Origin of the sequence: Litorivivens sp. (assembly GCF_041624475.1) — a bacterium.
GTDB lineage: Bacteria > Pseudomonadota > Gammaproteobacteria > Pseudomonadales > Spongiibacteraceae > Litorivivens.
Window position 1 is genome coordinate 72,698 of sequence record NZ_JBFJUX010000014.1, and the last position, 22,531, is coordinate 95,228.

Sequence of the window (22,531 nt, forward strand, 5' to 3'; positions counted from 1 at the left end):
GGCCTCGTTTCTTGTTCAGGTAAGTTTAGCGCGTTTAACTCTTCCGCAATGTGCGATGCAGTAGAGCATCCACCCAGCGCTTGGGCAGCAGATTGGCGATTTTCATCGACAGCATATTATTGATTTCATAGTGTGGGCGCGGCTTTTTCTCGCGGGCAGCGCGTATAACCACTGCCGCTACCTGCTCCGGTGTTGATACCCGGGTAGGCGGACTTTTAAGCAGCATGTCGGTAAAACGCTTGAAGGGTGCTGCGAGTTTTCCCTCGGGCACCGGGTTTTTGATGTGATTCATCGACTCGAAAAGCTCAGTTTTGATCGCGCCGGGCCGCACTGTGGCCACGTGAATATCCAGATGAGCCAATTCGCGTCGCATGACATCGGCAAGCCCTTCCAGTGCCAGCTTGCTCGGCTGATAGGCCTGAAAGGGCGGTCGCAGTCGGTAAGATTCACTGGTAATACACACTACGCGACCTTTGGCCTTCTCTAGCAAATCCAGACAGGCGTGTACCACCCTGAGGCTGCCAAACGTATTTACCTGAAACAGCCGAATCGTATCCTCCGGATCGCGTTCGGTCACCGGGCCGTAGTCAATAACGCCCGCATTGTTAATCAACACATCCAGACGCCCGAAGGTATTTTGCAGATAATTTGCCACGGCGCTGACAGACTCTGTACTGGTAACGTCCATGACCCTGGTGACGACATTTTCGATACCCGCGTAACCCTCCAGCAGCGCGGGACTGTAATCAGTCGCCACCACGGTATAACCCTGCTGCAAAAGATTGTCGGCGACGGCGCGGCCCAGCCCGCGCCCGGCGCCCGTAATCAGTGCGATGCTTTGCTTGTCTGTCATGTTCTCTGTTCTCGATGTCTGCGCAATTAGTTGTCCGGGTCACTACCGTATCAGGAATGCCGCAGGCGCCGATTACAACAACGTTAGATCAATGGGGCCAGAGTCTTGAGCTCTGGACCTCTCAGCTTCTGGACTGGAACCGCACTATGCCTGACCCGTTATCCAGCAAAATCTGCAGTTGGGCGTCTGTGAGACCCTGCTCGGGATCAAAGTCGTAGATCTTGTAGATTTTGGGCGCAAAACTCACTCGCCTGAATACCCGCTCAAAATTATCCCGATACTCCGCGCTGCCCGGTTCCAGCCAGCGCGCCTCGCCCTCAAGCCATCGGGTTTTGTGCTTGAGACTCATCGGCCAGGGTTCGCGGTAATTGCGCCACCACTGGCGGTTGCGGGTTTCGGTGAGGCAGATCAGAAACTCCTTGCCGAATCGGGTGAAGCCAACGGGAGTTTCAAACTCCTTGCCGGATTTGCGACCCTTAAACCGCATCAGTGCCACACTGGAACTCAACAACCAGTGCAGCGGCGAACGCAGCAGCGGCTTGACCAGAAAATTCATCTTGATGGCGGTGTCGGAATATTTATTAGCCATGGGTTTGTATTCGCTCGATGTACTTTTCGATTAGGGCGATAGCATATATCGGGTAGATGCCCCGAGACAGACAAATAGCTCGCTCGCCATCCATGGATCGCGTTGCAGTCCGCGCGATGACAGGCTCTCCCAGGCAGGGCGGTACATTGCCTCGGGGCATCTGGAGGCAATGCCTTACCGACGTTATTGCAAATAAGAATGATTAGCATTAACATTCGCGGAAAATTGCTTCTCGGGATTTACCTATGAAATGTAAACGACTTGCTGCGGCAATGATCGCGCTATCTTGCGTGGCCATGCCAACAGCGGTATTCGCACAAGACCAGCAGAGTAACGCTATTGAGGAAGTGATGGTCACCGGGCAACTGAGCCGCTACGGGGCCACCAAATCTGCCATTCCCATTATTGAGACGGCGCGCTCGATCAGCGTGATTGAAGAGCAACTGTTCCGGGATCTGGGCGCTCTGTCACTGGATGACACCCTGAACTATACCGCCGGTGTGATTGGCGATTCCTTTGGCTTTTCCACACGCGGCGACTTTGCCAAAGTGCGGGGGTTCGATGCAGCGGAGTATCGCGATGGTCAGCAGGTTCTGTTCGGCTTTTACAACAACACCCGCTCCGATGTGTATTTTCTGGAGCAGGTGGAAGTATTGAAGGGGCCAGCGTCCGTGCTCTACGGCAAGGGCACGCCGGGCGGTATCGTCAATGCCATTTCCAAGCTGGCGCGCGAAGGCCAGGAAAACGAAGTGGTGTTGGATGTGGGGTCCGAGTCACGTCAGCAGCTGAGTTTCGATCTCAATTCAGCACTGGGAGGAAACTTCTATGGCCGGGTGGTCGGCCTGTACCGCGACAGTGATACTCAGGTCGATCAGGTCGAGGACGACGCGGTTGGCCTAATGCCTTCCATCACCTTTCAGAAAGAGCGCAGCAGCATCACGGCGTTTGTCGAATACATGGATCGGGAGAGTGATACTGCTGGTCAGTTCCTGCCCATCAACGCCACTGGCTGCCTGAGCAGCCAGGTCAGCATTTCACCGGCCAGCTTTTGCGATAACGCCGGTGCGCAGGGTGAGTTGTCTGCGTCGGCCTATATGGGCCACCCGGACTTCAACCGTTACGATTCCAAATCCACGCTGGCGAGCCTGCTGGCCAGTCACCGCCTGTCCGACAACCTGGAAGTGGAAGGAGTGATGCGCTACAAGGATGCAGAAGTGGATTACCGCCAGGCCTGGGTCAACTTCAATGGTGCCGGCACCCCGCGCATCGCGGCCAATGGTGATGCCAGCCGCACATACTATCTGTCCGATGCCAGCAGTCGGCAGTGGGCGGTCGATCTGCGCCTGCGCTGGCGTGTCGACACCGGGCCTCTGACCCACGAGATTGTCGGTGGCCTGGCCTACCAGGACGTGGTGACGGACAACGACATTACCTACGTCTACGGCGCTGACAGCTTCAACGTATACGACCGCGTGAATGGCCCGATTCCCGCCGCCTTTGTATCCGGCGAGCCGACCTCCAATGTCCCGGCGGCGCTGACAGAGGATCACGGGATTTATGTCAGCGATCAGATTTCCATCGACCGGCTCAAGGTGAACCTGGGACTGCGTTACGACGAAACCCGCTCCGGCCCCGACGGTACGGAAAAACAAAAGGATTACGCGCTATCCACCAGCGTTGGTGTGCTGTATGCCTTTGACAACGGTATTTCGCCCTACGTCAGTTATGCGGAATCTTTCAACCCGGTGATTGGCACCGACGCACTCACAGGTGACGCGCTGGAACCTCGCGAAGGCGAGTTGAAGGAAATTGGGCTTAAATACCAGCCCGAGGGAGCGCCGACTTATATCACGTTTGCCTACTTTGATCTGGAGGAAAACAACCTCTCCAACCCGGCGTCGCTGCCCAATGCGGCCAGTCAGCAGGAAGGCAAGGGTACCTCGGACGGTGTTGAGCTGGAAGCCTATACCGAATACGGCGACTTCAGTTTCGAGGTGAATATCACGAAGATGAACACCAAAAACCCGGATGGTTTTGCCTTCGACAGTATTGCCGAGGAGCAGGTGTCTACCTGGATTGCTTACCGTCCGAAAGCCGGCCCGCTGAGAGGTTTTAAATCCGGTTTCGGTATTCGCTATGTGGGTGAGAACGAGAGCAATAGCGCAGCGGCGAATGTGCAGGTAAAAACTGACAGCTACATGATTTACGACGCAATGCTCGGATACCAGTTCCCCAGCTGGGATCTCACGCTGACCATGCGCAATCTGACCGACAAGGAATACTACAGCACCTGCCTGGCTCGGGGTGACTGCTTCCCCGGCGAGGCCCGCCAGATAGTAGGCCGTGCCGCTTATCGCTTCTAACGACATCCATGGGGTCAGAGTGCTTGGTGTTCTGGTGAGAGTGCTATAGCTGCTGCAGACCTAGCAATAGAATTGGCCAAGACAGCAGGGGCCGATCACTCTGATCCCTATACCTCAGTGCGATCTCGGCCCTTTTTCTTGGCTTTATAGAGGTTTGAGTCGGCCTGTATGAATAAATTTTTGGCCGATTCACCTTCTTCTGGAATCTGGCTGGCTATCCCTGTGCTGGCCGTCAGATATTTCCCATTCGGCGAATGCCGGTGTTCAATACGCGCCTTACTTAGTTGCTCGGAAAAATCTTCCATCGCTGCTAGCGCGACGTCTAAATCAGAATGAGAGAAAATGAATCCAAATTCTTCGCCCCCATATCGAGCAGCTAGAGCCCCATAGCGCTTCGCAAAATCTTTTATCATGCTGCCTACCTGAGCGAGACACTCGTCGCCCCTTGCATGGCCGTAACTGTCGTTTAGCAATTTAAAGTAATCGATGTCCAACAAGGCAACCGCCAGTGGTTGACCCGATGCCAGATGGTCTTCCCAGAGAGTCTCTAGATGTTGGTCAAAATACCGGCGATTATAGAGTCCGGTCAGACTGTCTCGATACGAGAGCTCCACAGCGCGAATTTCAGCAAGCTTGCGCCGCGTAATATCCTGATGAGCCATGACAAGATATTTTTTGCCGTCATGGAAAAAGCGAGTAATTCGCAGAGTAAACCAGCGTTTCTCGGTCGGGCTGTCGCAGGGATATTCCATATAGGCAACGGAATCGTGTTCGCAGAGAACCCGCTCGATAGCATCGAGTGCTTGCTTGCCGAATGCATCGCCACTAGCGGCAGCTTGTTCGCAGACAGAGAAATAGTTCGTGTTGATGTGGGCAAGCTTTGAGGACGCAGCGTTCTCTCTGCCGAAGCGAAGCCATGCGTTGTTGGTGTATACGATCAGGCCGGATTCGTCGGTCACCGCAATGTTTGTCTGAACGGAGTCCAAGACTTTATTGAAAAAGCCATGACCAGGCTCCATCGAACTGCCCTGTGAGTCAGGCTCCTGCTTTTTACCCTCGGGAGGGTTGGTTTCAGTATTGATGAGGAATCTCCGCGTTGCCAAAGGATGGCCCGGTAAGTGTGCCGAGACCCTTCTAAAATTGATGGCTCTTTACGCTCGATCAGCTTGGTGTTTCCGGCGAGAGCAAGGTAGTCCGGCCCGAGACGGCAGCCAATATTAAGCCGGCGAGAAAAGTTAAATGTCGCCTGCTATTAAATGAATATAGCCGCGGGCTGTCAATTTTCCATATTTCATTCAGGCGTAATCTTGTTACTTAGTCTTTCGCTCTGTGGGGGCAAAAGGCGTACAAGCACTATGCTCTCCTTGGGTGCTTTAACAACTGATGCAAGTGTCCGAAAACATTGTTCTTTCTCGGGTGTTCCCGAGGGGGCGGGTGCGAATGCAGTGAATTCGTCTGGCGCAGAGCTTCGGAAACTACGTATGACGGCGTATTGCAATCAATAATAGGCTGCGATCGTTTGGGTCAATCGGAGGGTGGTCGACATGACTATCCCACAGAGCGTTGCATCCTCCTATGAGCAATGGATCACTTCGAAGAGCTGGTACACGCAATCTCAGCAGGATAAAGAAAACTTTTTCAATTTTGTGCGCCTATGCATAAGGCGTGCGCCTGGGTTGATCGATAGGGAAGAAATCCGCCGCGATATCGTGGCTCGGCATGCAGGAGAGCTGCCTGATATTGCATTGGAGTCTCATGCGGATTACTTCAGTTCCATGGTAGCGTCACTTGCGTCGAAAAAAATGTGCCTCAGTTAAAAACAAATACTATCGGCCTTTTATGGCTGTTGTGATTCAAGGCTTGGCAAGCGCGTCCCGAATTTCTCGCAAAAGCAAAATTTCTTCTGGAGTCTTGGGTGCTTCCGGAGCAGGTTCTTCTTTATCTTTCAGGTTGTTTACCGCCTTGACCAGCAAAAACACCGCAAAACCCACTATCAGCAGAGTGACACAATTATTTATAAACATGCCGTAGTTGATAGTTGGTGCGCCTGCCGCCTGTGCGGCTGCGAGTGTGGAGTAGGACTCGCCGTTAAGCGCGATGAACAAGCCCGAAAAGTCGATACCGCCCAATAACATGCCGATAGGCGGCATAATAACGTCGGCGACCAGCGATTTAACCACCGTGCCAAAAGCAGCGCCAATAATAATGCCTACCGCCATGTCGATCATATTGCCTTTCATAAGGAATTTTTTGAATTCGTCCAACATTGGGTCATCCTCCGGCGCGCTTGGCGATTATAAGATCGAGTAACCAGTATAGTTGAACTGAGCAGTTTCAATTCCTAAGTGACTTGTGGTCGACTATCTTTCAGAGTTTCTTTAACGTCTTTCCAGTTGCCTACGACGCCTTCGCATGAAGTGATGTCTGGTTTCGAGGAATATCTTGGAGGTAGTGTTCGCATCAATGCAGTTTGAAGCGAGGCCGCACGAAGTGGTTTATTTGCTCGGTTAATGCCAGCAACAGCGTCCGGGGCCAGCCGTGGATCGCGGCAAGGTGCATGCGGTAGAGCGACACATAGGCCAGTCGCGCGAGCTTGCCTTCGAGGTTGATGCCGCCCCGGGCCAGGCCGCCCATCAGACGCCCAAAGGCAGTGTATTCACTCAGTGATACCAGTGAACCCAGATCGCGATAGCGGAACTCAGCCAGCTCCGCGTTGCGTGTTGAGGCAATAATATTGCGCGCCACCGTGCTTGCCATCTGGTGTGCCGATTGCGCCCGGGGTGGCACCCAGCGCTGTTTGCCGTCGGCGCCGTCCAGCTGGAATCCGGCACAGTCGCCCAGGGCAAAAATCGCCGGGTCGCCTTTTACCTGCAAGGTCGGTTCCACAATCAGCTGATTGATGCGGTTGGTTTCCAGCCCTTCAATATTGCGAAGAAAATCCGGCGCCTTCACGCCGGCGGCCCAGACCATCAGATCGGCTTCAATCGCTTCGCCATCTTTTGTCTGCAGGCCTTCCGCGCTCGCGGACACGACAGCCGTATCCACCATCACCCGCACGCCCAGTTTCTCCAGCTCTTCACCTGCGCCCTTTGAAATGTGTTCGCTCAGTGCCGGCAGCAGGCGCGGCCCTGCCTCAATCAATGTAACGTCGAGGTGGTCCGGTGTCATGGCCGTCAGGCCGTAGGTAGCAAACCACTCCCGCGCTTTATACAGTTCAGCGGAAAGCTCCACGCCGGTGGCGCCGCCGCCGATGATAGCAACGCGCAGTTTCTGATCGGTATTCCCGCTACTGATCGCCTGGTTCAGGCTGATAAAGCCGTCGACCAGGCGCCGATGAAAGCGGTGTGCCTGTTGGGGAGAATCCAGAAATATGCAGTGATTGCTCACCCCGGATACATTGAAGTCGTTGGAGACCGAGCCGATCGCTAGAACCAGTGTGTCGTAGGATCGCTCGCGTGGCGGCAGCACCTCGCGGCCATCTTCATCCATCAGTGCAGAGAGCTGAATGGTTTTGCGTTCCCGGTCTACGCCAGTCAAAGCACCCAGTTCGAAATCGAAACCGTTTTTGTGGCCGTGAACCCGGTAGGTGACTGCATCCACATCGGCATCAAGTGAGCCCGAAGCCACTTCGTGAAGCAATGGCTTCCAGATGTGGGTGTGATTGCGATCAATCAGCAGCACCTCAGCCTTGCCCTTGCGGCCCAGCTTGTTGCCCAGACGGGTAGCCAGTTCCAGTCCGCCGGCGCCACCGCCTACAATTACAATCTTCATTGGGTCAGCCTGCGTTAAAGAGGGCAAAAGTATATATCTGAGGCCAGATTTGCAAATACTGAGAGTGGTCGTTTGACGACGCTATGCTCATTTTTTAGTAGTAAGGCGAGCCTCTTTGTAGAAAGCCATCACTCTGGCTCCATTGATTTTCTACAGTGCGTCAGTGACTTTAATCGCAATTTCTTCAATCGACAGGGTCGGGAATTGCGTCTCCAATAGCCCGTCTGCCCAGGCGATAGCGGCGCCGTGCACAACGGTCCAGCACAGTAATGCGGTGTCTTCCAGAGACTGGTCACTTCGCCAGCCGGTAGATTGAGAGTCCGCTACTGCACGAACAAGTACCGCCCATGTGTCCAGCCGCGCCTGGGTCAGATCGGCGTTTTCCCGATCTATATACTCGCCGCGTGCGGCAAGCCTGAACAGCTCCCGGTGTTCTGTTGCAAACTGAATGTAGGCAACGCCCAGTGCCGACAGCCGCTCGCGAGCGGGTAGGGCGGCATTGGCCTTCTCAGTCTTTTCCAGATGCTCTCCCAATCGTTTTGTTTCTGCGGCTGCCAGAGCGGTGAGTAGCCCAGAGCGGTTGCCAAAGAAATGCCCCGGCGCCTGATGAGAAACGCCAACCCGTCGAGCGATGGCTCGCAGACTGACATCAACACTCCCCTTGGCCAGAACTTCAGCCTTGGCGGCGGCCAGCAGAGCCGCCGCGACATCTGGTATTCGTTTTTCCATAAAAAGGAGCGTGCACCTCCAACTTGACATTGTCAAGCTGTAGGTCTTAGGATTGCTTGACACTGTCAAGTTGATCGAGGGCGTCTACATGTCGGATAGGAATATCGTTGGCTTTTTAGGGTGGCTTATTCTCGCTCTGGTCTGCATGATTTATGCGCCAGTGGCGGCTGAATACATGCTGCGTTTCTTTGACGTGCCGAGCCTCGAGCTCTGGGATCGTCTGTATGCGTCGGTGGTGGGGAATCAGCAGGCGCTGGGGCCAGGCTCGGTCCGAGTGGTACAGCATGACGTCTATACTGAGAGTCGCTGGGCAATGTTAATTCATACGGTTCTGGGCAGTGTGGTGCTCTTGTTGGTCGCTTCCCAGTTTGTTCGTCCACTGCGTCAACACTACCCTGCGGTTCACCGCTGGGTTGGTCGAAGTGTCATAGCCTTGGGCACCGTTTCCATGGTCGCCGCCGCGTGTTATCTCGTGAAAACTGGAGCGCAGGCAACCTTCAGCGGGCCTGCGTTCTATGCGCAGCTATGGGCGCTCACGATTTTTACGCTTGTTGCCCTGTGGATGGGGTTTGTCGCCATACTGTTGCGTGAAATCCAATTGCATCAGTGTCTGATGATTTATGCGTTTGCATTGTTTCTTACCGCTCCCCTGCTGCGTGTTGCCTGGCTTGGGCTCGGCTTGATATGGCCTGATGTAACGCAGGAATATCTCAATGTGGCGGCGGGCATCATATTGGGTTTTCTTGCGCCGGGCGGCGCGGCTGTAGCGGGAATGTCCACAGCGCTAACGTCGGGTAACCCGGCCCGTAAACCAACATTATTTCTGCCGGGGCTGGGCTTCGAATTGACTGCCGGATTGGTCGCGATTGTATCTGGGGGAGTGCTCTACCAGCTGCACACTCTGTACATCGGCCCTGTCGACCGGATACTGATCACCGCAACGGTCACCGCCACCTTGGTGCTGGCCATATTTGCTGCACGGGTTTTAACTTCCTACAGGCGGGGGGACCTCCAGGCTGCGGAGGAGTGGCGAATCCACACAGTAGCAGTACTCGGAAGTCTGCCGATTGGATTGCTTTTGTGGGGCGGTTACGCGGTTTTCTTCACGCCCGCCCATGCCTTTTACGCAATGACCTTGACGGGACCCGCAGTATCAATATCGAGCGGCTACGGATTTGTGTTGTGGCGGAGATGGCAGAATAAGCCCAGTAGAGTGGCTGCCGGTATGAAAAAGAAACCTGGCCTCATTGTTTCCGCAGCCAGCTGATGCCGGGTTTAATGGCTGCCGACCACGTATTTCAGTATCTCCATCACCTGATCTGTCGTAGTCGCCCAGGCCATAGCGGCGGCGTCCACTTCCTTGAGGGGGTGAATAATCTCTTCGGCATGCAAGGTGATATAGGGCTTTCCTAGAGCGGCGCAGTATCCGGCATCGAAGGCGGCGTTCCATTGCTTGTACTTGTCACCAAAACGGATAATAGCCACATCGCTCTGTTCGATTAAGGTTTTGGTGCGGATCGCGTTGACCTTGGCCGATTTGTGGTCGCGCCAAAAACCCTTTTCCTCGGGGCCGAGTACGTCGCCCGCTGCGTCGCTGGATTCGTGGTCGGTATTGGCGGAGCTAAAAGCGATATTCAGGTTCTGTTCGCGGCAGCTTTCAATGATTTGATCGCGCCAGTCCGTGTGGATTTCGCCGGAAAGGTAAACTTTTAGTGTCACTGTACTGTTGGCTCCTTTGTGTTGGCTTGCGTTCTAGCTATTCAGGAAAATGGTACCCGAATTGCCAATGGATTAGCTTGGTGCATTAATTTTAATCGCTCGGCCACCTTTTTGCAGCGTAGAGCCAAAGCAAAGAACTATAGTGTTAATGTGGCAGACCAACATGTACAGGCGGGATAGAACGTGATTGGCGAGATTTTTCTGGAGTGGGTAGAGAACTATGGCGAATACGCCGTATTCATCGTTCCGGTCATTGCCTTCCTCGAGGCCAGCGTAGGTATTGGCCTGTTTGTCTCCGGTGCCATCTTGCTCAGTGTGTGCACCCTGTTGTATTCGCAGAACATCGTGCCGCTCTACCAGATGCTACCACTGGCGTTCCTGGGCGCTGCGCTGGCAGATCACATGGGCTTTTTTCTTGGCCGTTGGCTCGGGCCTTCATTCCACCAGACTCGTTTCGCACGGCGCCATGCCAATCGGCTGGCGCAGACCGAACGTATGTTGACCAGGCACGGCGAGGTCTCAATTATCCTGGGAAGGTTGATTCCTGCGGTGCGCAGTGTAGTGCCGCTCATGACCGGCATCAGTGGCTTGCCGGTGTCGCGCTATGTGCGCTACGACCTGCTCGCCTGCTCCATTTGGATCACGGGGCTTGGGGCGCTGGTTGTCGGGATCAGTGGTGTGCTGAGCTAGTCATTTTGGGTCGGGTGATTGCGCTATGAGCGCGGTGACGTCGCATTTTTAATCCCTTCGTCACCTCATCCTTGCTTTCATAGCGATTTGAGTATTGTGGTGAATGCTTTTCTGCCGTGATTGGGGTTGTCTTTTATCATGCTGATGGGCGACATTCCCAGAGAATAATCTTCGTAGCCCTCAGTAATCTCAGCGATGCTCTTATCGTCGAGTAACTTAAAAGCCATTGACCAGTCGGCAAATGCTCTTTGCTCAATGTTACCCTGATAGAAAATCTTCACACTGGTGTGTCGTTCGTCACGGGAAATAACGTTAAACAATTCTTTGACCGGGCCTTCCTCGCCCTCGAGAATCTGCATAATCTCGCGATCGTGGTAAACCAGCATTCCCGTTATACCAAGCTTTTTATTCTTAATGCGAGCCAATTCCAGGATGCTGGCGAGCTCTGACTCCGGCAGACCTTTCGGGCTGACGCTGGTATAGAGCAATTCATACATGGTGAGCTAGCCTCTTTAAAATGGCCGGCAAGGTTTGTCCTGCGCCAGTAGTGTAACCAGCACGAGTGTAAGCGCATCGGCCAGTATGTGAGTTCATTATAGACGAGTTTCCGGCGGTAAGACCCTCGCAAGCAAGAACGTAAGATACAGCGGGGTGATACTTTCAAGTTGTACCAAATCGATCATGCATTAGGATCACACTAGCAACACCTTGTAGGCATTCACAGAGCATCGTACCGCTATGGCCGGCACCGGTGGCTTGCCGGTGGCGCGCTATGTGGGTACGACCTGCTTGCCTGCTCCGTTTGGGTTGCAGGGCTTGGGGCGCTGGTTACCTGGAAGTGGTGTCTTGAGCTAGCCGTGTTCAGTCAGGTGAGTGCGCGATGACGGCGAAATTTTAATCCCTCCGCCCCCTTGTCTCGTTGTGTCACTCGGCCTCACAAGCGACTAGACTAAAGGTATTCTAAGATGGAGCTTAACAATGGACGAGACCCTGGAAGTCATGCAGGCAGTGGCCCCGAGCTGGCTCGAGCAGTGGCTGCCCGCAACAATCGCCTTCGCGCTTCTGGTCATTGTCTGGTTTGTCATACGCAAGGTCTTCAGCGCCCAGAAAGACCACGGCGCGGATATCCGCTATCGGGAGCAGGGTACTCGGCTGATCTTCCGTCTCTGCGGCGTCGTTCTGCTTATTGCCACCCTCCCCATGAACAACGAGCTACGCGGCCAGTTGTTTTCCCTTGTTGGTCTGCTGGCCAGTGCTGCCATCGCCCTGTCTTCCACCTCGGTGATGGGCAATCTGATGGCCGGCTTTATGCTGCGCACCGTGGACAGCTTCCAGGCCGGAGACTACGTGGAATTTCGTGGGGAACTCGGCCGGGTCTCCCAGCGTGGCCTGCTGCATGTGGAGATCCAGAACGAAACCAGCGAGCTAGTCACGGTTCCCAATCTGTTGCTGGTGCAAGAACCCTATAACGTCGTGCGCTCCTCCGGCACCGTCATCTCCGCCGACGTTTCCCTGGGCTACGAGGTCGATCGCCGGGATGTGGAAGAGGCCCTGTTGGCCGCGATTGCCGCCGCCGAGCTGGATGACGGTTTTGTCCAGATTCGAGAGCTCGGTGACTTCTCCATCACCTACCGCGCCAGCGGCTGGCTAGAGGAGGCCGGTATGCTGGTCAGCGCCCGATCCAAGCTGCGCGGTCGCATGCTCGATGCGCTGCACGATGCCGAAATCGAAATCGTCTCACCGACTTTTATGAACCAGCGTCGCGTCGAGGGCGATACCAAAGTCATACCGGTCAAGGGTCGCTTCCGCCGGGAGAAGCACAGCGACGGTCATGCCGAGGAAGTGTTGTTCAGCAAAGCGGAATTGGCCAGCGCGGTCGAAAAGATCGAACGAAAGATGAAGCACCTCAAAGACAAACTCAATACAGATTCCGAGTCGGATGAAGATATCGACCGGGATGCGGTCAAGGCGGAACTGGCACAATTAACCGAGGAACTGGAGCAGGCCAGAATCGCCAACAAGGAAGAAGACAAGCGCGACGAGAACAAGAAAAAACAGGAAGAGCTTGATCAGAAAGCGCGAGAATCAGAGAAGAAGGACGAGAAAGCCTAGGGAGCGGTGAGCTATGCAGGCCTGTTATTCTACTGTTGCACAATGTCGCGCGACACGATACAGTGTGTGCTGTCAACTAAGGAGTCGGTTGATTGATCAAGAGTATCAGGCACAAGGGATTGAAAGCTTTCTTCGAAAGAGGAGTCGCCAGAGGCATTCGTGCCGACCATATTGAGCGGTTGCGCGATCGCTTGACTGTGCTGGATGCGGCCACCTGTCTGGATGATATCGCGGCGAGTAATTGGGGGCTGCATCCGCTTACAGGAAAGTTGAAAGGCCATTATGCCATCAAGGTCTCAGGGAATTGGCGGCTGTTTTTCGAATTTCGGGACGGAAATGTTTATCTATTGGACTACGATGACTATCATTAAGCGGAGAGAATGCCATGCCTATGCATAAGCCTTCCCATCCCGGACGGATTCTCCGGCAGCGTCTGATCGAAGATGAAGATGGGCAAAAGATAAACAGCGTTGCCACCGTAGCGGAGCAGATTGGTTGCCATCGCAATACCCTGAACCGTGTGATTAACGGCAGCGCCTCATTAACACCTGATATGGCGCTCGCGCTGGAACTCATTGGTGCAGGTAAAGCCGAGTTCTGGTTGGCCATGCAGGCCAGCTATGATCTGTTTCAGCTGCGCCAGGCGCGCAGTGCTGCGTAGTTGAAAGGTAGGGACGAGAGATCAATTTTTAATCCCTCCGTCCCCTTTTTCTCGAAGTTTTAATCCCTCCGTCCCCTTTTTTCTGCCCTCACAACTGCTGGTTCTCGATAAAGCACCTCATATCATTGATTGACGCCTGTAATTGCCCATCTGTATATCTTGCATTATGAGTGTTTTCTGGATGATGAATCTGATGGCGAATGTACTCGCTGAGTATTTTCTGTTCTGATATTAAGTCTCCGTTTCTCTTAATCCGTATATACTCAATTGTCTCTTTTCCGTCTTTGTAGTCAGCCAGTAGTTCTTCGCTCTCAATAAATCCGTACAACTCATTATGATATTCATCGTTTGATTCGCCGAAAGCCAAAAAGTTAACTTCGTTCAACGATGGATATGGGAGCTCGTTTTTCTCCACAGAAACAACTTCTTTAGATTGCTCGCTTTTTATGAGTTTTAGATGATCAAATTGCAGCATTTTTACAATTGAGGGGCTGTGAGTAGTCAATAAAACCTGGGTATTGTCAGCCTTGGATAACTCAATAAATGCTTCAATAAGCTTTCTCTGGTGGCTAGGGTGCTGTGATGTTTCCGGCTCTTCAATTGCATAGATTATGTCAGGGGAATTGCTTTCAGCTTTTCTTCTTTCTGCCTCTGCACGGAAGAAATTCAGGAGTACAAGCCGCTTAACACCGCTTCCTCTTTTATTGATTGGTATGTCTTCGTCGCCAGTAATTGAAACGCTTTTGAAAACATCAGCCCATTTCAAACTATCTGGGCTAGGGATAACAGGATTTAAGCTGTTTGCTATCTCCGGATTCATTTCGTTCAGCTTTTCCAAGGTTTGATCTGCAACCTCTTTTAGCTTTTTCTCCACCTCGGCCGCCACTTGATTCAAGCTATTCATGAGTCCCTGATCTTTCAATATCTCTTGAACTGCCAATTTCATTGGGTTCTGGATTTCATTATCCCCATCACTATTTTTTCGGTCTGACTGAAAAAGCGAGTATAGAGGAAGGAATGTTTTCAGTTGATCCCATGTGTTCTTGGCGTCAATTTTTGAAAGTTCTATCTCAATCTCTTTCAAGTCAAGGTTTTCAGAGTAAAATTCCCATATTGCCTTCCGGACTTCAGAATTCTTGGTTTTATCCCCGCAAACCATTTCATCTGTGAGAAGCCCCCTAAGATCTGCTTGTTTTTTTAGTAGAAGCTCTGAACATGAAGGGTTAGTCGGATGGTAAGCTTTTACGAAAACCTTTTCTTTTCCGGCGTTTGGATACTTCTTAATAATGGTAAGCTTGCCTTCTTGATCTAGTAGGTATTCATCTTCTAAGCGAGTAGGGTTGGTTGCATCGATGGTCAGTTCGGCTGGCAGATCTCCGAAAACGACGCCTATTTTTATCTCAGATTCTCCCTCTTCTTTAGCTTTCTTATTAATATCATCTTTGTCCAATTTGATGATGCCCTTGCCTTCATTGAAGAAGATATCTAGAGCCTCAAGAATGGTTGATTTGCCAATATCATTTCTTCCAACAAATACACTCAGGTCATCAAAATCAATAGAAATCTCGTCTTTGTATGATCTGAAGTTCGAGAGAATGAGCTTTTCAATTTTCATTCTTAAATCTTCCTTAATTTGGGGGCCGGCAGCGGACTGATTTTTTGCCTGGCAGAAAATTATGCGTGCCGCCTACGTCTGGTCATCTTGGTCGGAGCGAAACAAAGGTGGCTAAGTATTACCCATTGCTATCTTGCTATTGGTCTAGTATTGGACATGTTTTTGTCGCAGATACAAAAAAGCCCCATCCTTTCGGACGGGGCTTTCTGATTCTTACCACTCATCAACGACACGTCCGTATCTCGCTAATGAAAATCTCCCCAATTAGGGCCACAGACGATATCTAACCCCGCGAGGAATGGGGCTTTCGGAGATTTGGAGCGTTAGAGAAGATATCAATTTAGCGTTTGTCATAATATTCCCTTTAAAATCAATGCGATGGCGGTTCGCTTATTTCGGGCGAGACCCGGAAAATAGTGCCCTCTGAAGCGGCTTCAGCTCCAATATCGCCGGTTGCTGGCCATGGTAAAGGGAAATAGCAGCCGTTTGTAGTTGTATGGCCGATTTTTCCAGCCGCCCTTACCGCATACTGTTAAAAATTTAGGCTACTTGCATTCGGAGGTTTGATTCATCCAACTAGCTCGCCTGTGCGAAAGCTGGTTGAATTGCATCACTTCTGTGCCAAGTGTATATCATGTGTACTCATTGGAGAGTAAGCACCATGTCATTTTCAATAGATGCGAAGATAGAAAGGTGGGGGAATGGCCTCGGATTGCGAGTGTCAGGCCCTTTACGCGATGTGCCTCAGTTCATTGAAAACTCGCCCGTCACCGTCGAGGTGTTTGAAGACGGATTTACTGTCAAAAAAGCCACAGCATCCATTAAGAACCTGCAATATACAGAGGATCAGCTAATAGCTGGGCTCAATCCAAACACCGCTCATTGCGAGCTTTTAGCGCTCCCTATCCAGGGTGAATTTTCTGAATGATTGGCAGATCCACACGGGAGCGAGAAGCTATTTTGAGGCTCGATTTTGAGCGAACTAAAGGCAAGTAAATCGGCTAATATCGTCTGGCGAAAGTGTTGCTTAGCAAGGCCTACAATCAGAAAACAAGCTTACCGATTTGTGCGCCACATCCTTTATTATATTTACGCTATAATAATTCTATGTCTTTGAATTATAACAAAATAATTCTATTCTTGTAAGCTGTTGTGATCTCGCCATTTGCGGTAGTTTCACTCTTGGCCGGGAGCGAAACGATGAAAAAGTACACCCCGTTACATCATTATGAATAGCCCTATCGAAAAGCCTGCAGCAGTAAGCGAGCAGATTTTATTGGGGGGCTTCGCGAAACACCGCACTTTCGAGATAAATAACTCCGGGCGGGATATCGTGGTCGGCGACATCCATGGGCATTTCAGAATGCTGAGCAAGGCGCTTGAGGCTATTAGCTTCAACACCGAGATTGACAGGCTATTTGCTCTGGGTGATTTAGTCGATCGAGGCCCTGAATCGATTGCAGCGCTCGATTGGTTGAAAAAGCCCTGGTTCTACTCGGTGCTTGGCAATCATTGTCTAAGTCATATCCTGCAGCATGAGAATTCTAGGCCCATTGGCTATGATCCAATTCAGGCCTCTTGGCTAAAGCAGCTGCAAGAGATTGAAAACGACGATGGCTGGGTCTCGAACTGCGATCCGATGAAGTATTCCCAACTCATTGGTGAGCTAAAAAAGCTTCCGGTAGCTATAACGCTCCAATCAAAGCGAGGGCCAATTGGATTAGTTCACGCAGAATTATCTTTTCATTACGACAGTTGGAGTTCTCTGGTCTCTGCTATCGATGGCGGTGATTTTAAAGCGCTTGATATCTGGCGAGCGATTTGGGCTCAGCACTTTGAGTTACGCCCGATTGAAACGCGTAGCGAGGCGAAATATTGGGTTCCGGACGTTATCGCAATATTTCACGGCCACAATATTCCTTGGTACCAAAAACCTTTCTCCATCGCCAACCGACATTACATTGATACGGGAGCTTTTTTGAGGCCTTATCGGGGTGAAGGTGGATTCACACTTGTTGATATTGAATGTCCTGACACGCCGCTCTTGGCCAGCTGGTGGCCCGACCATGAGTAGCCGTATCAGGAAAAATCACCATATTCGACTTTGCGCAGCGTAACGCGTACCAATTTTCGGCCTTCAAAGGTGTCGCATAAGTCGGCCGGACGTTTACCGCCGAGTGCAGGCAGTATTGAGGATAGCCACTCGTTGGCGAGATCACGGCTCTTGAAAACGAGGGCAGCTTCACTTATCAATCGCAACAAGTCCAAAATACTTTCGGAGTCTGTCTTGTTGAGGCGCTTACGACGATAAAAACGATTGAGATTGGCGGACTTTACTTCCAGGATTTTCGCGAACAATTCCCGGTGACCAAGAACCTCGATAGCTTCGCGTACGACCGCCCCAGGTAGTCCCGCGCGAACTGCGCCAATGAAGGTGAGGCTGTTCTCGAAAACTGAGACGGGAATGTCGATACCCCATAATTGTGTTGATTGGGTGATGTGCGATTGTTTCATACCTAACTCCTGCCGTATACGTCTCACTAAGGTTACTAGGGCTATTGATATGTATCATATTGGGTGTATCTACCTGATGTCACCAGCATACGATGGTCTCTGAAGTTATCGCTGAGGAGTACTTGACGACTAACTCATTAACGAGAATAGGGATTTTGCCGGCGATCGGGCGTGCGGCGGGTTGTTATGCCAAGCATGGTGTTATTTTTTTAAGACGTTTAGGCGAGACCTAAAACCCGATTGGCTGACTGTAAGGGTTGACCCTCTACCTAGGTTAAGGGTTTACTTTAAACAGAAATGAATACTTCTTTGGGCGCTGAGACACCACGTTGAAACGCAACCGGCTCTTACTGGCATTATCCCTCCTCCTGAGCTTGCTGATTCAAGCTCAGGGCGTGTTTGCGTGTCAGATTGACGAGTCACATAGCGGTGCCATGGAGCATTGCTGTTGCGACACCGACACCTCCGAGCCGATGACTGCCGGCTCAGGCTGCTGTGATTTTGGCGTAGAGTGGCAGGTAACCGGGAGCGACCCGGACGACCGCTATGATGCGTTGTTTTTGGATATTCAGCCTTTACTGAAGCTCCCTCCCACTGCGCTAGCGTCGCTTCCGCTGTTGCCTTACCGCACCCTACAGGCCGTTTCCCGCCTCAAGCCCGAGCCACGCGCTTCGCCAACTGGGCGCAGCACCTATCTGACGACACTTCGACTCCGCATTTAAACATTCCTCACCAAAAGGCTGCCTTATCGCAGCCGGATTGCCTGTGCGCAGAAAAAGCGCGCTACACCCAATCTCAAGGTGAGAACGATGAATATTTCTTTAAACGTAAGCGTAATAGCCTTGCTGGTTACAATAGCCACGCCGATGTTGCAGGCGAGCAGTGAGCGGACAGACCACTGTACGAAACCGACCGCAATCAACGAAAAACAACTTGTTGCGATGGCGCTGGAGTGCGCGCCGTCCATTCAAGCATTTAAAAATACCCTCAAAGCCGCTAACTATGATGTCGATGTTGCCGGCCGTTTCGCTGAACCGCGTCTGGGCATTTCAGTCGCTCCAGAAACGTACGGCCTGGATCAGGTTGACGACGGCTATCAGCTTGAGTTCAAGCAGGCCTTACCGTGGCCTGGAGAGCGGTCACTGGAAAAGTCTCTGGCGAAGTCAGGCGTGGAAAAGCAACAGGCTCGACTAAGGCATGAACAGATCCGTGTCGCTGAACAGGTAAAACAGGCGTATGCCCATTGGCAATATGCGATTGCTTTACAGGCGATCAGCCGTCAGCAGTTGGTAATACTGGAACAGATTACCGAGCAACTCGCTGCGCGTTATCGCAGCGGGCATAGCCCCCTTTCCGCGCTGTTGCAGGCACGACAACGGTTGCTCCAATTGCGACGGAATACCGATGCGATCGAGGTTCAGGTAGAACAACGTCGGCTGGAACTGTCGGCAGTGTCCGGCGTTCATGGGATTTATCCCCGCGAAACCGCAGAGGCCTCCCTGCCTGGCCCGGCCGAAATTTATCTGAATGCGGGCCTGGATCAACTTGACCAACACCCCGAGCTTCTTTTGCTTAAGTCTGCCCAGCTTGATGTAGACGACCGACTCGCTCAGGAAAAGAAAGATCGCTTGCCTGATGTTTCTCTGGTCGCTCGCTACAACACACTTTGGGAAAACGAAGACAAGCGCTGGATGATCGGCGTCGGCATGAACCTGCCTCTCGACTTCCGTAAACGACGGGCTAAAGAGAATAGTCTATCAGCTCAAGCGGATGCCTTGCGCTGGCAACAGCGTGATCGGCGGCTACAGATCGAAACAGCTATACGTCAGCGTTATCTAAGTTGGCAAGAACTCGCCGACACCTATCAACTCTATAGCCGAGAACTGTTGCCATTAGCTGAGGAACAGCTTGAGGCCAGCCTTTCCGATTACCGGGCAGGCGCGATCGACTTTCAAAGCCTGCTTATAGCCCAGCAGGAAGTGCTCGCCACGAAAACGCGCTATGCCGCTGCTCAACGTGACCTTGTGACAAATCGCGCTGACTTTATTGCCGCTGCCGGTTTAATTTATTTTGAGGAATTGACGCCATGAAACGCTCCTTTGTGGTTTTAGCAATACTGTTTAGCTTTAGCCTACTGGTGGGATGTGAACAAGACGGTTCTCAGAGCCATGACGCCACAGGGCTGCTTGTGCGCGCGGGTCAGCTTGAGGTGCGACTCGGTTTGCTTCCCGACCCTCCCCACGTGGGTGAAAATACCGTGTGGATAGAGGTATCAGACCAGGAAGGTAAAGCGATTGATCACGCTATGGTACGTGCTGTAGCTGAGATGCCTGCCATGGGTAGCATGCCCGCCATGCGCAGCGCGGCTGATATTACAGCCAAAGGCGCTGGTCGCTACGAAGGAAACTTTGAGCTATCCATGAAAGGCGAGTGGCCGCTAGCGATTGATATTGCATGGGAGGACGAACAGGGGCGCAGCCAGCATGTTGATCTGGTGTTCGACATGGCGACCGGCCGCGAGGGCTTAACACTAGTGAGTGGGCCGCCCGAGGGTGAAATTGCCTACCACACCTGCTCCATGCACCCCTCCGTTAAGTTGGCGACCCCGGGCACCTGCCCTATCTGCGGTATGGATCTGGTACCCGTCATGCGAGAAGAGCAAACCACTGGAACGGTGCGCGTTGATGAGGCGCGACGCCAAGCCGTGGGGATCAAAACCGGAGAGGTTGTGCGGGAAATTTTTCATTTTCCGCTGAGGTTGCAGGGCAAGATTACCTTTGATCAGACGTTAGTGCAGGACATCAATCTGCAATACGAGGGCTGGGTGAATTCAGTAAAAGCGCTGGAACCTGGTCAGCGCTTTGCCAAAGGCGAGCCGCTATTCTCACTATACAGCCCTGAGCTTTATGCGCTGCAAGAGGCGCATCACCAGAGTTACCGACGTAACCCTGCGTCTGAGACCGTCGAAGCCTCGCGTGAAAGGTTGTTGTTGGCTGGTGTGCAATCCCATCAGATCACGCGCATTGAGCGTGAGGGCGCGCAGCGCTATCTCCCGATACTGGCGCCAACCTCGCTCGTACTGATCAGCAGCCAGCTGATGGAAGGCGCGGCTGTCAAAAAAGGACAGCAAGTTCTACAAGCCGCTTCCGTCGAACGTGTTTGGGTTGAGGCTTTCGCCTATGAACAGGACTGGTCTCTATTGCAGGAAGGCATGCAGGCACGTGTCGAGCTAGCGAATAGTGCCCGGGAGTATGAGAGCCGGGTAGCATTGATCAGTCCAATTATCCGTGGGTCATCCCGTTCGGCGCGTGTGCGCCTGGATCTCGACAACCCCAAGAGCGAATTATTACCTGGTCAGTTTGCTGACGTTTGGCTCTACAAAAAGCTGGGCTCCCAGCTTCTTGTGCCCCTGGATGCCGTCATGGTAACGGGAGAACGGCGAATTGTGTTCAAGGATTTGGGGCAAGGCCGGTTAAAGCCCGTGGTCGTTAAAACGGGTTACAACGACGGTGAGCGTATTGTTATCCGAGAGGGACTGGAAGAAGGTGACCGCATTGTCACCGCCGGTGTGTTTCTGATCGCGGCCGAAAGCCGCCTGAAACTGGGGCCTAACTCATGGTAAACAGTGCCTCACATAAAAGCCCGATTGCGGGGTTGATACGTTACTGCGCTGAGAATGCTGGTCTGACGTTGTTAATGGTCGCCTTTCTGGCGTTTTTCGGGTGGCGCAGCCTGACTCAGACACCGTTGGATGCGATTCCGGATCTTTCCGATGTACAGGTCATTATCCAGACTGATTGGCCCGGGCGCAGTCCTGATCAGGTAGAAGACCAGATCACCTATCCGTTGACCAGCGCGTTGCTGTCGGTGCCCGGTGTGCAATCCGTGCGCGGCCAGAGTTTTTTCGGCAGCAGTTTTGTTTACGTCATTTTTGAAGATGACACTGACATTTACTGGGCGCGATCCCGCGTTCTGGAGTATCTCAGCAGTCTTAAAGGCAAGCTGCCGCAAGACGTTCAACCGATACTTGGGCCGGATGCGACCGGTGTGGGCTGGGTATATCAGTATGCTTTGGTCGATCATAGCGGGCAGCATAGTCTCGCAGACTTACGCAGCTTTCAGGAATTCAAGCTTCGCTATTGGCTGGGTAGTTTGGAAGGTGTTGCTGAAGTCGCCACGGTTGGTGGTTATCTCAAGGAATATCAGATTCAGTTGGATCCTCACAAGCTGACCGCTGCGGGGATCGCTCTCAACACCGTTGCTGATGCAGTGCGTAAGTCTAATCAGGATGCAGGCGGCCGTGTACTTGAAATAGCTGGACACGAACATTTTATTCGAGGCCGCGGCTATCTAAAGTCCCGCGAGGATTTGGAAAATACGGCGCTCGGTCTTGATGAACAAAGAGTACCGATTCTACTAAAGCACGTGGCAACCGTTTCCCTTGGCCCTGCCATGCAACGCGGTCTTGCTGAGCTTGATGGTGAGGGGCAGGTGGTCGGCGGCATCGTTGTGATGCGCTATGGTGAGAACGCTCTGGCAGTTATTGATCGGGTGAAAGCCCGCCTAGCCGAACTGAAAAGCGCTCTGCCAGACGGCATGGAAGTGGTAACTACCTACGACCGCTCGCAGCTGATTCGCCGGGCGATCGACACGCTCAAGTTCACACTGCTCGAAGAACTGACCGTGGTCACCATCGTTGTGATTGCCTTTCTTCTCCACGTGCGTTCGGCGCTAGTGGCCTGCATCACCCTCCCGGTTGCTATCCTGCTAGCCTTTATCCCTATGGCAGGGCAGGGATTGACCGCCAACATTATGTCGCTGGGAGGAATCGCCGTCGCCATTGGCGCGATGGTAGATGCTGCAGTCGTCATGATGGACAACGTGCATCGACGGCTACGTGAGAGCGCTACAACCA

General features: G+C 52.5%; 23 protein-coding genes. 13 read left to right on the forward strand and 10 right to left on the reverse strand.

Features of this window, described 5'->3' with window-relative positions:
• Positions 1-34 precede the first annotated feature (34 nt).
• Together ABY734_RS13795 and ABY734_RS13800 are read right to left on the reverse strand one after the other, a co-directional pair.
• On the reverse strand, positions 35-853 hold the full coding sequence (locus ABY734_RS13795; protein WP_372779879.1) for an SDR family NAD(P)-dependent oxidoreductase: 819 nt from the start codon (positions 851-853) through the stop codon (positions 35-37).
• A gap of 121 nt (positions 854-974) precedes the next feature.
• Positions 975-1,442, reverse strand: a complete 468-nt coding sequence (locus ABY734_RS13800) for a nitroreductase/quinone reductase family protein (RefSeq protein WP_372779880.1) — start codon at positions 1,440-1,442, stop codon at positions 975-977.
• 245 nt (positions 1,443-1,687) lie between these two features.
• Between ABY734_RS13800 and ABY734_RS13805 the strand changes: the two genes are divergently transcribed.
• Entirely contained in the window at positions 1,688-3,805 is a 2,118-nt protein-coding gene (locus ABY734_RS13805) for a TonB-dependent siderophore receptor (RefSeq protein ID WP_372779881.1), read from the forward strand.
• A gap of 107 nt (positions 3,806-3,912) precedes the next feature.
• Here ABY734_RS13805 and ABY734_RS13810 read toward each other — a convergent pair whose 3' ends face one another.
• Complete coding sequence (locus tag ABY734_RS13810; RefSeq protein WP_372779882.1) at positions 3,913-4,824, reverse strand: diguanylate cyclase domain-containing protein; 912 nt, start codon at positions 4,822-4,824, stop codon at positions 3,913-3,915.
• Between the two features lie 525 nt (positions 4,825-5,349).
• Between ABY734_RS13810 and ABY734_RS13815 the strand changes: the two genes are divergently transcribed.
• Positions 5,350-5,622 (forward strand): hypothetical protein, encoded by a 273-nt coding sequence (locus tag ABY734_RS13815; RefSeq protein WP_372779883.1) that lies wholly within the window; start codon positions 5,350-5,352, stop codon positions 5,620-5,622.
• A gap of 36 nt (positions 5,623-5,658) precedes the next feature.
• Here ABY734_RS13815 and mscL read toward each other — a convergent pair whose 3' ends face one another.
• The 3 genes from mscL to ABY734_RS13830 form a co-directional block, all read right to left on the reverse strand.
• The gene (mscL, locus tag ABY734_RS13820; protein WP_372779884.1) at positions 5,659-6,072 is read right to left on the reverse strand and encodes a large conductance mechanosensitive channel protein MscL; all 414 of its coding nucleotides are present in this window, start codon (positions 6,070-6,072) and stop codon (positions 5,659-5,661) included.
• Positions 6,073-6,265: 193 nt separating this feature from the next.
• The gene (locus ABY734_RS13825; RefSeq protein WP_372779885.1) at positions 6,266-7,576 is read right to left on the reverse strand and encodes an NAD(P)/FAD-dependent oxidoreductase; all 1,311 of its coding nucleotides are present in this window, start codon (positions 7,574-7,576) and stop codon (positions 6,266-6,268) included.
• Between the two features lie 150 nt (positions 7,577-7,726).
• Positions 7,727-8,305, reverse strand: coding sequence for a TetR/AcrR family transcriptional regulator (locus ABY734_RS13830; protein WP_372779886.1), 579 nt, complete (start codon positions 8,303-8,305; stop codon positions 7,727-7,729).
• 52 nt (positions 8,306-8,357) lie between these two features.
• Between ABY734_RS13830 and ABY734_RS13835 the strand changes: the two genes are divergently transcribed.
• Positions 8,358-9,572: a DUF2306 domain-containing protein gene (locus ABY734_RS13835; RefSeq protein WP_372779887.1), complete on the forward strand. Its 1,215-nt coding sequence runs from the start codon at positions 8,358-8,360 to the stop codon at positions 9,570-9,572.
• Between the two features lie 8 nt (positions 9,573-9,580).
• On the opposite strand, the gene ABY734_RS13840 is transcribed toward ABY734_RS13835, so the two are convergent.
• On the reverse strand, positions 9,581-10,024 hold the full coding sequence (locus ABY734_RS13840; protein WP_372779888.1) for a YtoQ family protein: 444 nt from the start codon (positions 10,022-10,024) through the stop codon (positions 9,581-9,583).
• A 183-nt stretch (positions 10,025-10,207) separates the two neighbouring features.
• On the opposite strand from ABY734_RS13840, the gene ABY734_RS13845 reads away from it, so the two are divergent.
• Entirely contained in the window at positions 10,208-10,714 is a 507-nt protein-coding gene (locus ABY734_RS13845) for a DedA family protein (RefSeq protein ID WP_372779889.1), read from the forward strand.
• A 77-nt stretch (positions 10,715-10,791) separates the two neighbouring features.
• Here the strand turns inward: ABY734_RS13845 and ABY734_RS13850 are convergent, their stop codons facing one another.
• The gene (locus ABY734_RS13850) at positions 10,792-11,211 is read right to left on the reverse strand and encodes a BLUF domain-containing protein (RefSeq protein ID WP_372779890.1); all 420 of its coding nucleotides are present in this window, start codon (positions 11,209-11,211) and stop codon (positions 10,792-10,794) included.
• A gap of 481 nt (positions 11,212-11,692) precedes the next feature.
• On the opposite strand from ABY734_RS13850, the gene ABY734_RS13855 reads away from it, so the two are divergent.
• The 3 genes from ABY734_RS13855 (at position 11,693) to ABY734_RS13865 (ending at position 13,487) form a co-directional block, all read left to right on the forward strand.
• Complete coding sequence (locus ABY734_RS13855) at positions 11,693-12,826, forward strand: mechanosensitive ion channel domain-containing protein (RefSeq protein WP_372779891.1); 1,134 nt, start codon at positions 11,693-11,695, stop codon at positions 12,824-12,826.
• A 92-nt stretch (positions 12,827-12,918) separates the two neighbouring features.
• Complete coding sequence (locus tag ABY734_RS13860; RefSeq protein ID WP_372779892.1) at positions 12,919-13,197, forward strand: type II toxin-antitoxin system RelE/ParE family toxin; 279 nt, start codon at positions 12,919-12,921, stop codon at positions 13,195-13,197.
• Between the two features lie 14 nt (positions 13,198-13,211).
• Positions 13,212-13,487 (forward strand): HigA family addiction module antitoxin, encoded by a 276-nt coding sequence (locus ABY734_RS13865; protein WP_372779893.1) that lies wholly within the window; start codon positions 13,212-13,214, stop codon positions 13,485-13,487.
• A gap of 88 nt (positions 13,488-13,575) precedes the next feature.
• On the opposite strand, the gene ABY734_RS13870 is transcribed toward ABY734_RS13865, so the two are convergent.
• Positions 13,576-15,102 (reverse strand): ATP-binding protein, encoded by a 1,527-nt coding sequence (locus tag ABY734_RS13870; protein WP_372779894.1) that lies wholly within the window; start codon positions 15,100-15,102, stop codon positions 13,576-13,578.
• A gap of 661 nt (positions 15,103-15,763) precedes the next feature.
• On the opposite strand from ABY734_RS13870, the gene ABY734_RS13875 reads away from it, so the two are divergent.
• Positions 15,764-16,030: a hypothetical protein gene (locus tag ABY734_RS13875; RefSeq protein ID WP_372779896.1), complete on the forward strand. Its 267-nt coding sequence runs from the start codon at positions 15,764-15,766 to the stop codon at positions 16,028-16,030.
• A gap of 300 nt (positions 16,031-16,330) precedes the next feature.
• Positions 16,331-17,176 carry a metallophosphoesterase gene (locus ABY734_RS13880; RefSeq protein WP_372779897.1) on the forward strand — a complete coding sequence of 282 codons (846 nt, stop codon included), beginning with the start codon at positions 16,331-16,333 and terminating at the stop codon, positions 17,174-17,176.
• Positions 17,177-17,181: 5 nt separating this feature from the next.
• Here the strand turns inward: ABY734_RS13880 and ABY734_RS13885 are convergent, their stop codons facing one another.
• The gene (locus ABY734_RS13885; protein WP_372779898.1) at positions 17,182-17,616 is read right to left on the reverse strand and encodes an antitoxin Xre/MbcA/ParS toxin-binding domain-containing protein; all 435 of its coding nucleotides are present in this window, start codon (positions 17,614-17,616) and stop codon (positions 17,182-17,184) included.
• Positions 17,617-17,945: 329 nt separating this feature from the next.
• On the opposite strand from ABY734_RS13885, the gene ABY734_RS13890 reads away from it, so the two are divergent.
• The 4 genes from ABY734_RS13890 to ABY734_RS13905 form a co-directional block, all read left to right on the forward strand.
• Positions 17,946-18,338 carry a hypothetical protein gene (locus ABY734_RS13890; RefSeq protein ID WP_372779899.1) on the forward strand — a complete coding sequence of 131 codons (393 nt, stop codon included), beginning with the start codon at positions 17,946-17,948 and terminating at the stop codon, positions 18,336-18,338.
• A gap of 87 nt (positions 18,339-18,425) precedes the next feature.
• Entirely contained in the window at positions 18,426-19,706 is a 1,281-nt protein-coding gene (locus tag ABY734_RS13895) for a TolC family protein (RefSeq protein WP_372779900.1), read from the forward strand.
• On the forward strand, positions 19,703-21,238 hold the full coding sequence (locus ABY734_RS13900) for an efflux RND transporter periplasmic adaptor subunit (RefSeq protein ID WP_372779902.1): 1,536 nt from the start codon (positions 19,703-19,705) through the stop codon (positions 21,236-21,238). The genes ABY734_RS13895 and ABY734_RS13900 overlap by 4 nt, the downstream gene beginning before the upstream one ends.
• On the forward strand, positions 21,232-22,531 hold a 1,300-nt coding region (locus ABY734_RS13905), incomplete at its 3' end, for an efflux RND transporter permease subunit (protein ID WP_372779903.1). The genes ABY734_RS13900 and ABY734_RS13905, both read left to right, overlap by 7 nt.

Coding starts and splice junctions, on each gene's coding strand:
- ABY734_RS13795 (WP_372779879.1), bottom strand. CDS start 853: ATGACAGACAAGCAAAGCATCGCACTGATTACGGGCGCCGGGCGCGGG.
- ABY734_RS13800 (WP_372779880.1), bottom strand. CDS start 1,442: ATGGCTAATAAATATTCCGACACCGCCATCAAGATGAATTTTCTGGTC.
- ABY734_RS13805 (WP_372779881.1), top strand. CDS start 1,688: ATGAAATGTAAACGACTTGCTGCGGCAATGATCGCGCTATCTTGCGTG.
- ABY734_RS13810 (WP_372779882.1), bottom strand. CDS start 4,824: ATGGAGCCTGGTCATGGCTTTTTCAATAAAGTCTTGGACTCCGTTCAG.
- ABY734_RS13815 (WP_372779883.1), top strand. CDS start 5,350: ATGACTATCCCACAGAGCGTTGCATCCTCCTATGAGCAATGGATCACT.
- mscL (WP_372779884.1), bottom strand. CDS start 6,072: ATGTTGGACGAATTCAAAAAATTCCTTATGAAAGGCAATATGATCGAC.
- ABY734_RS13825 (WP_372779885.1), bottom strand. CDS start 7,576: ATGAAGATTGTAATTGTAGGCGGTGGCGCCGGCGGACTGGAACTGGCT.
- ABY734_RS13830 (WP_372779886.1), bottom strand. CDS start 8,305: ATGGAAAAACGAATACCAGATGTCGCGGCGGCTCTGCTGGCCGCCGCC.
- ABY734_RS13850 (WP_372779890.1), bottom strand. CDS start 11,211: ATGTATGAATTGCTCTATACCAGCGTCAGCCCGAAAGGTCTGCCGGAG.
- ABY734_RS13855 (WP_372779891.1), top strand. CDS start 11,693: ATGGACGAGACCCTGGAAGTCATGCAGGCAGTGGCCCCGAGCTGGCTC.
- ABY734_RS13865 (WP_372779893.1), top strand. CDS start 13,212: ATGCCTATGCATAAGCCTTCCCATCCCGGACGGATTCTCCGGCAGCGT.
- ABY734_RS13870 (WP_372779894.1), bottom strand. CDS start 15,102: ATGAAAATTGAAAAGCTCATTCTCTCGAACTTCAGATCATACAAAGAC.
- ABY734_RS13875 (WP_372779896.1), top strand. CDS start 15,764: ATGTCATTTTCAATAGATGCGAAGATAGAAAGGTGGGGGAATGGCCTC.
- ABY734_RS13880 (WP_372779897.1), top strand. CDS start 16,331: ATGAATAGCCCTATCGAAAAGCCTGCAGCAGTAAGCGAGCAGATTTTA.
- ABY734_RS13885 (WP_372779898.1), bottom strand. CDS start 17,616: ATGAAACAATCGCACATCACCCAATCAACACAATTATGGGGTATCGAC.
- ABY734_RS13895 (WP_372779900.1), top strand. CDS start 18,426: ATGAATATTTCTTTAAACGTAAGCGTAATAGCCTTGCTGGTTACAATA.
- ABY734_RS13900 (WP_372779902.1), top strand. CDS start 19,703: ATGAAACGCTCCTTTGTGGTTTTAGCAATACTGTTTAGCTTTAGCCTA.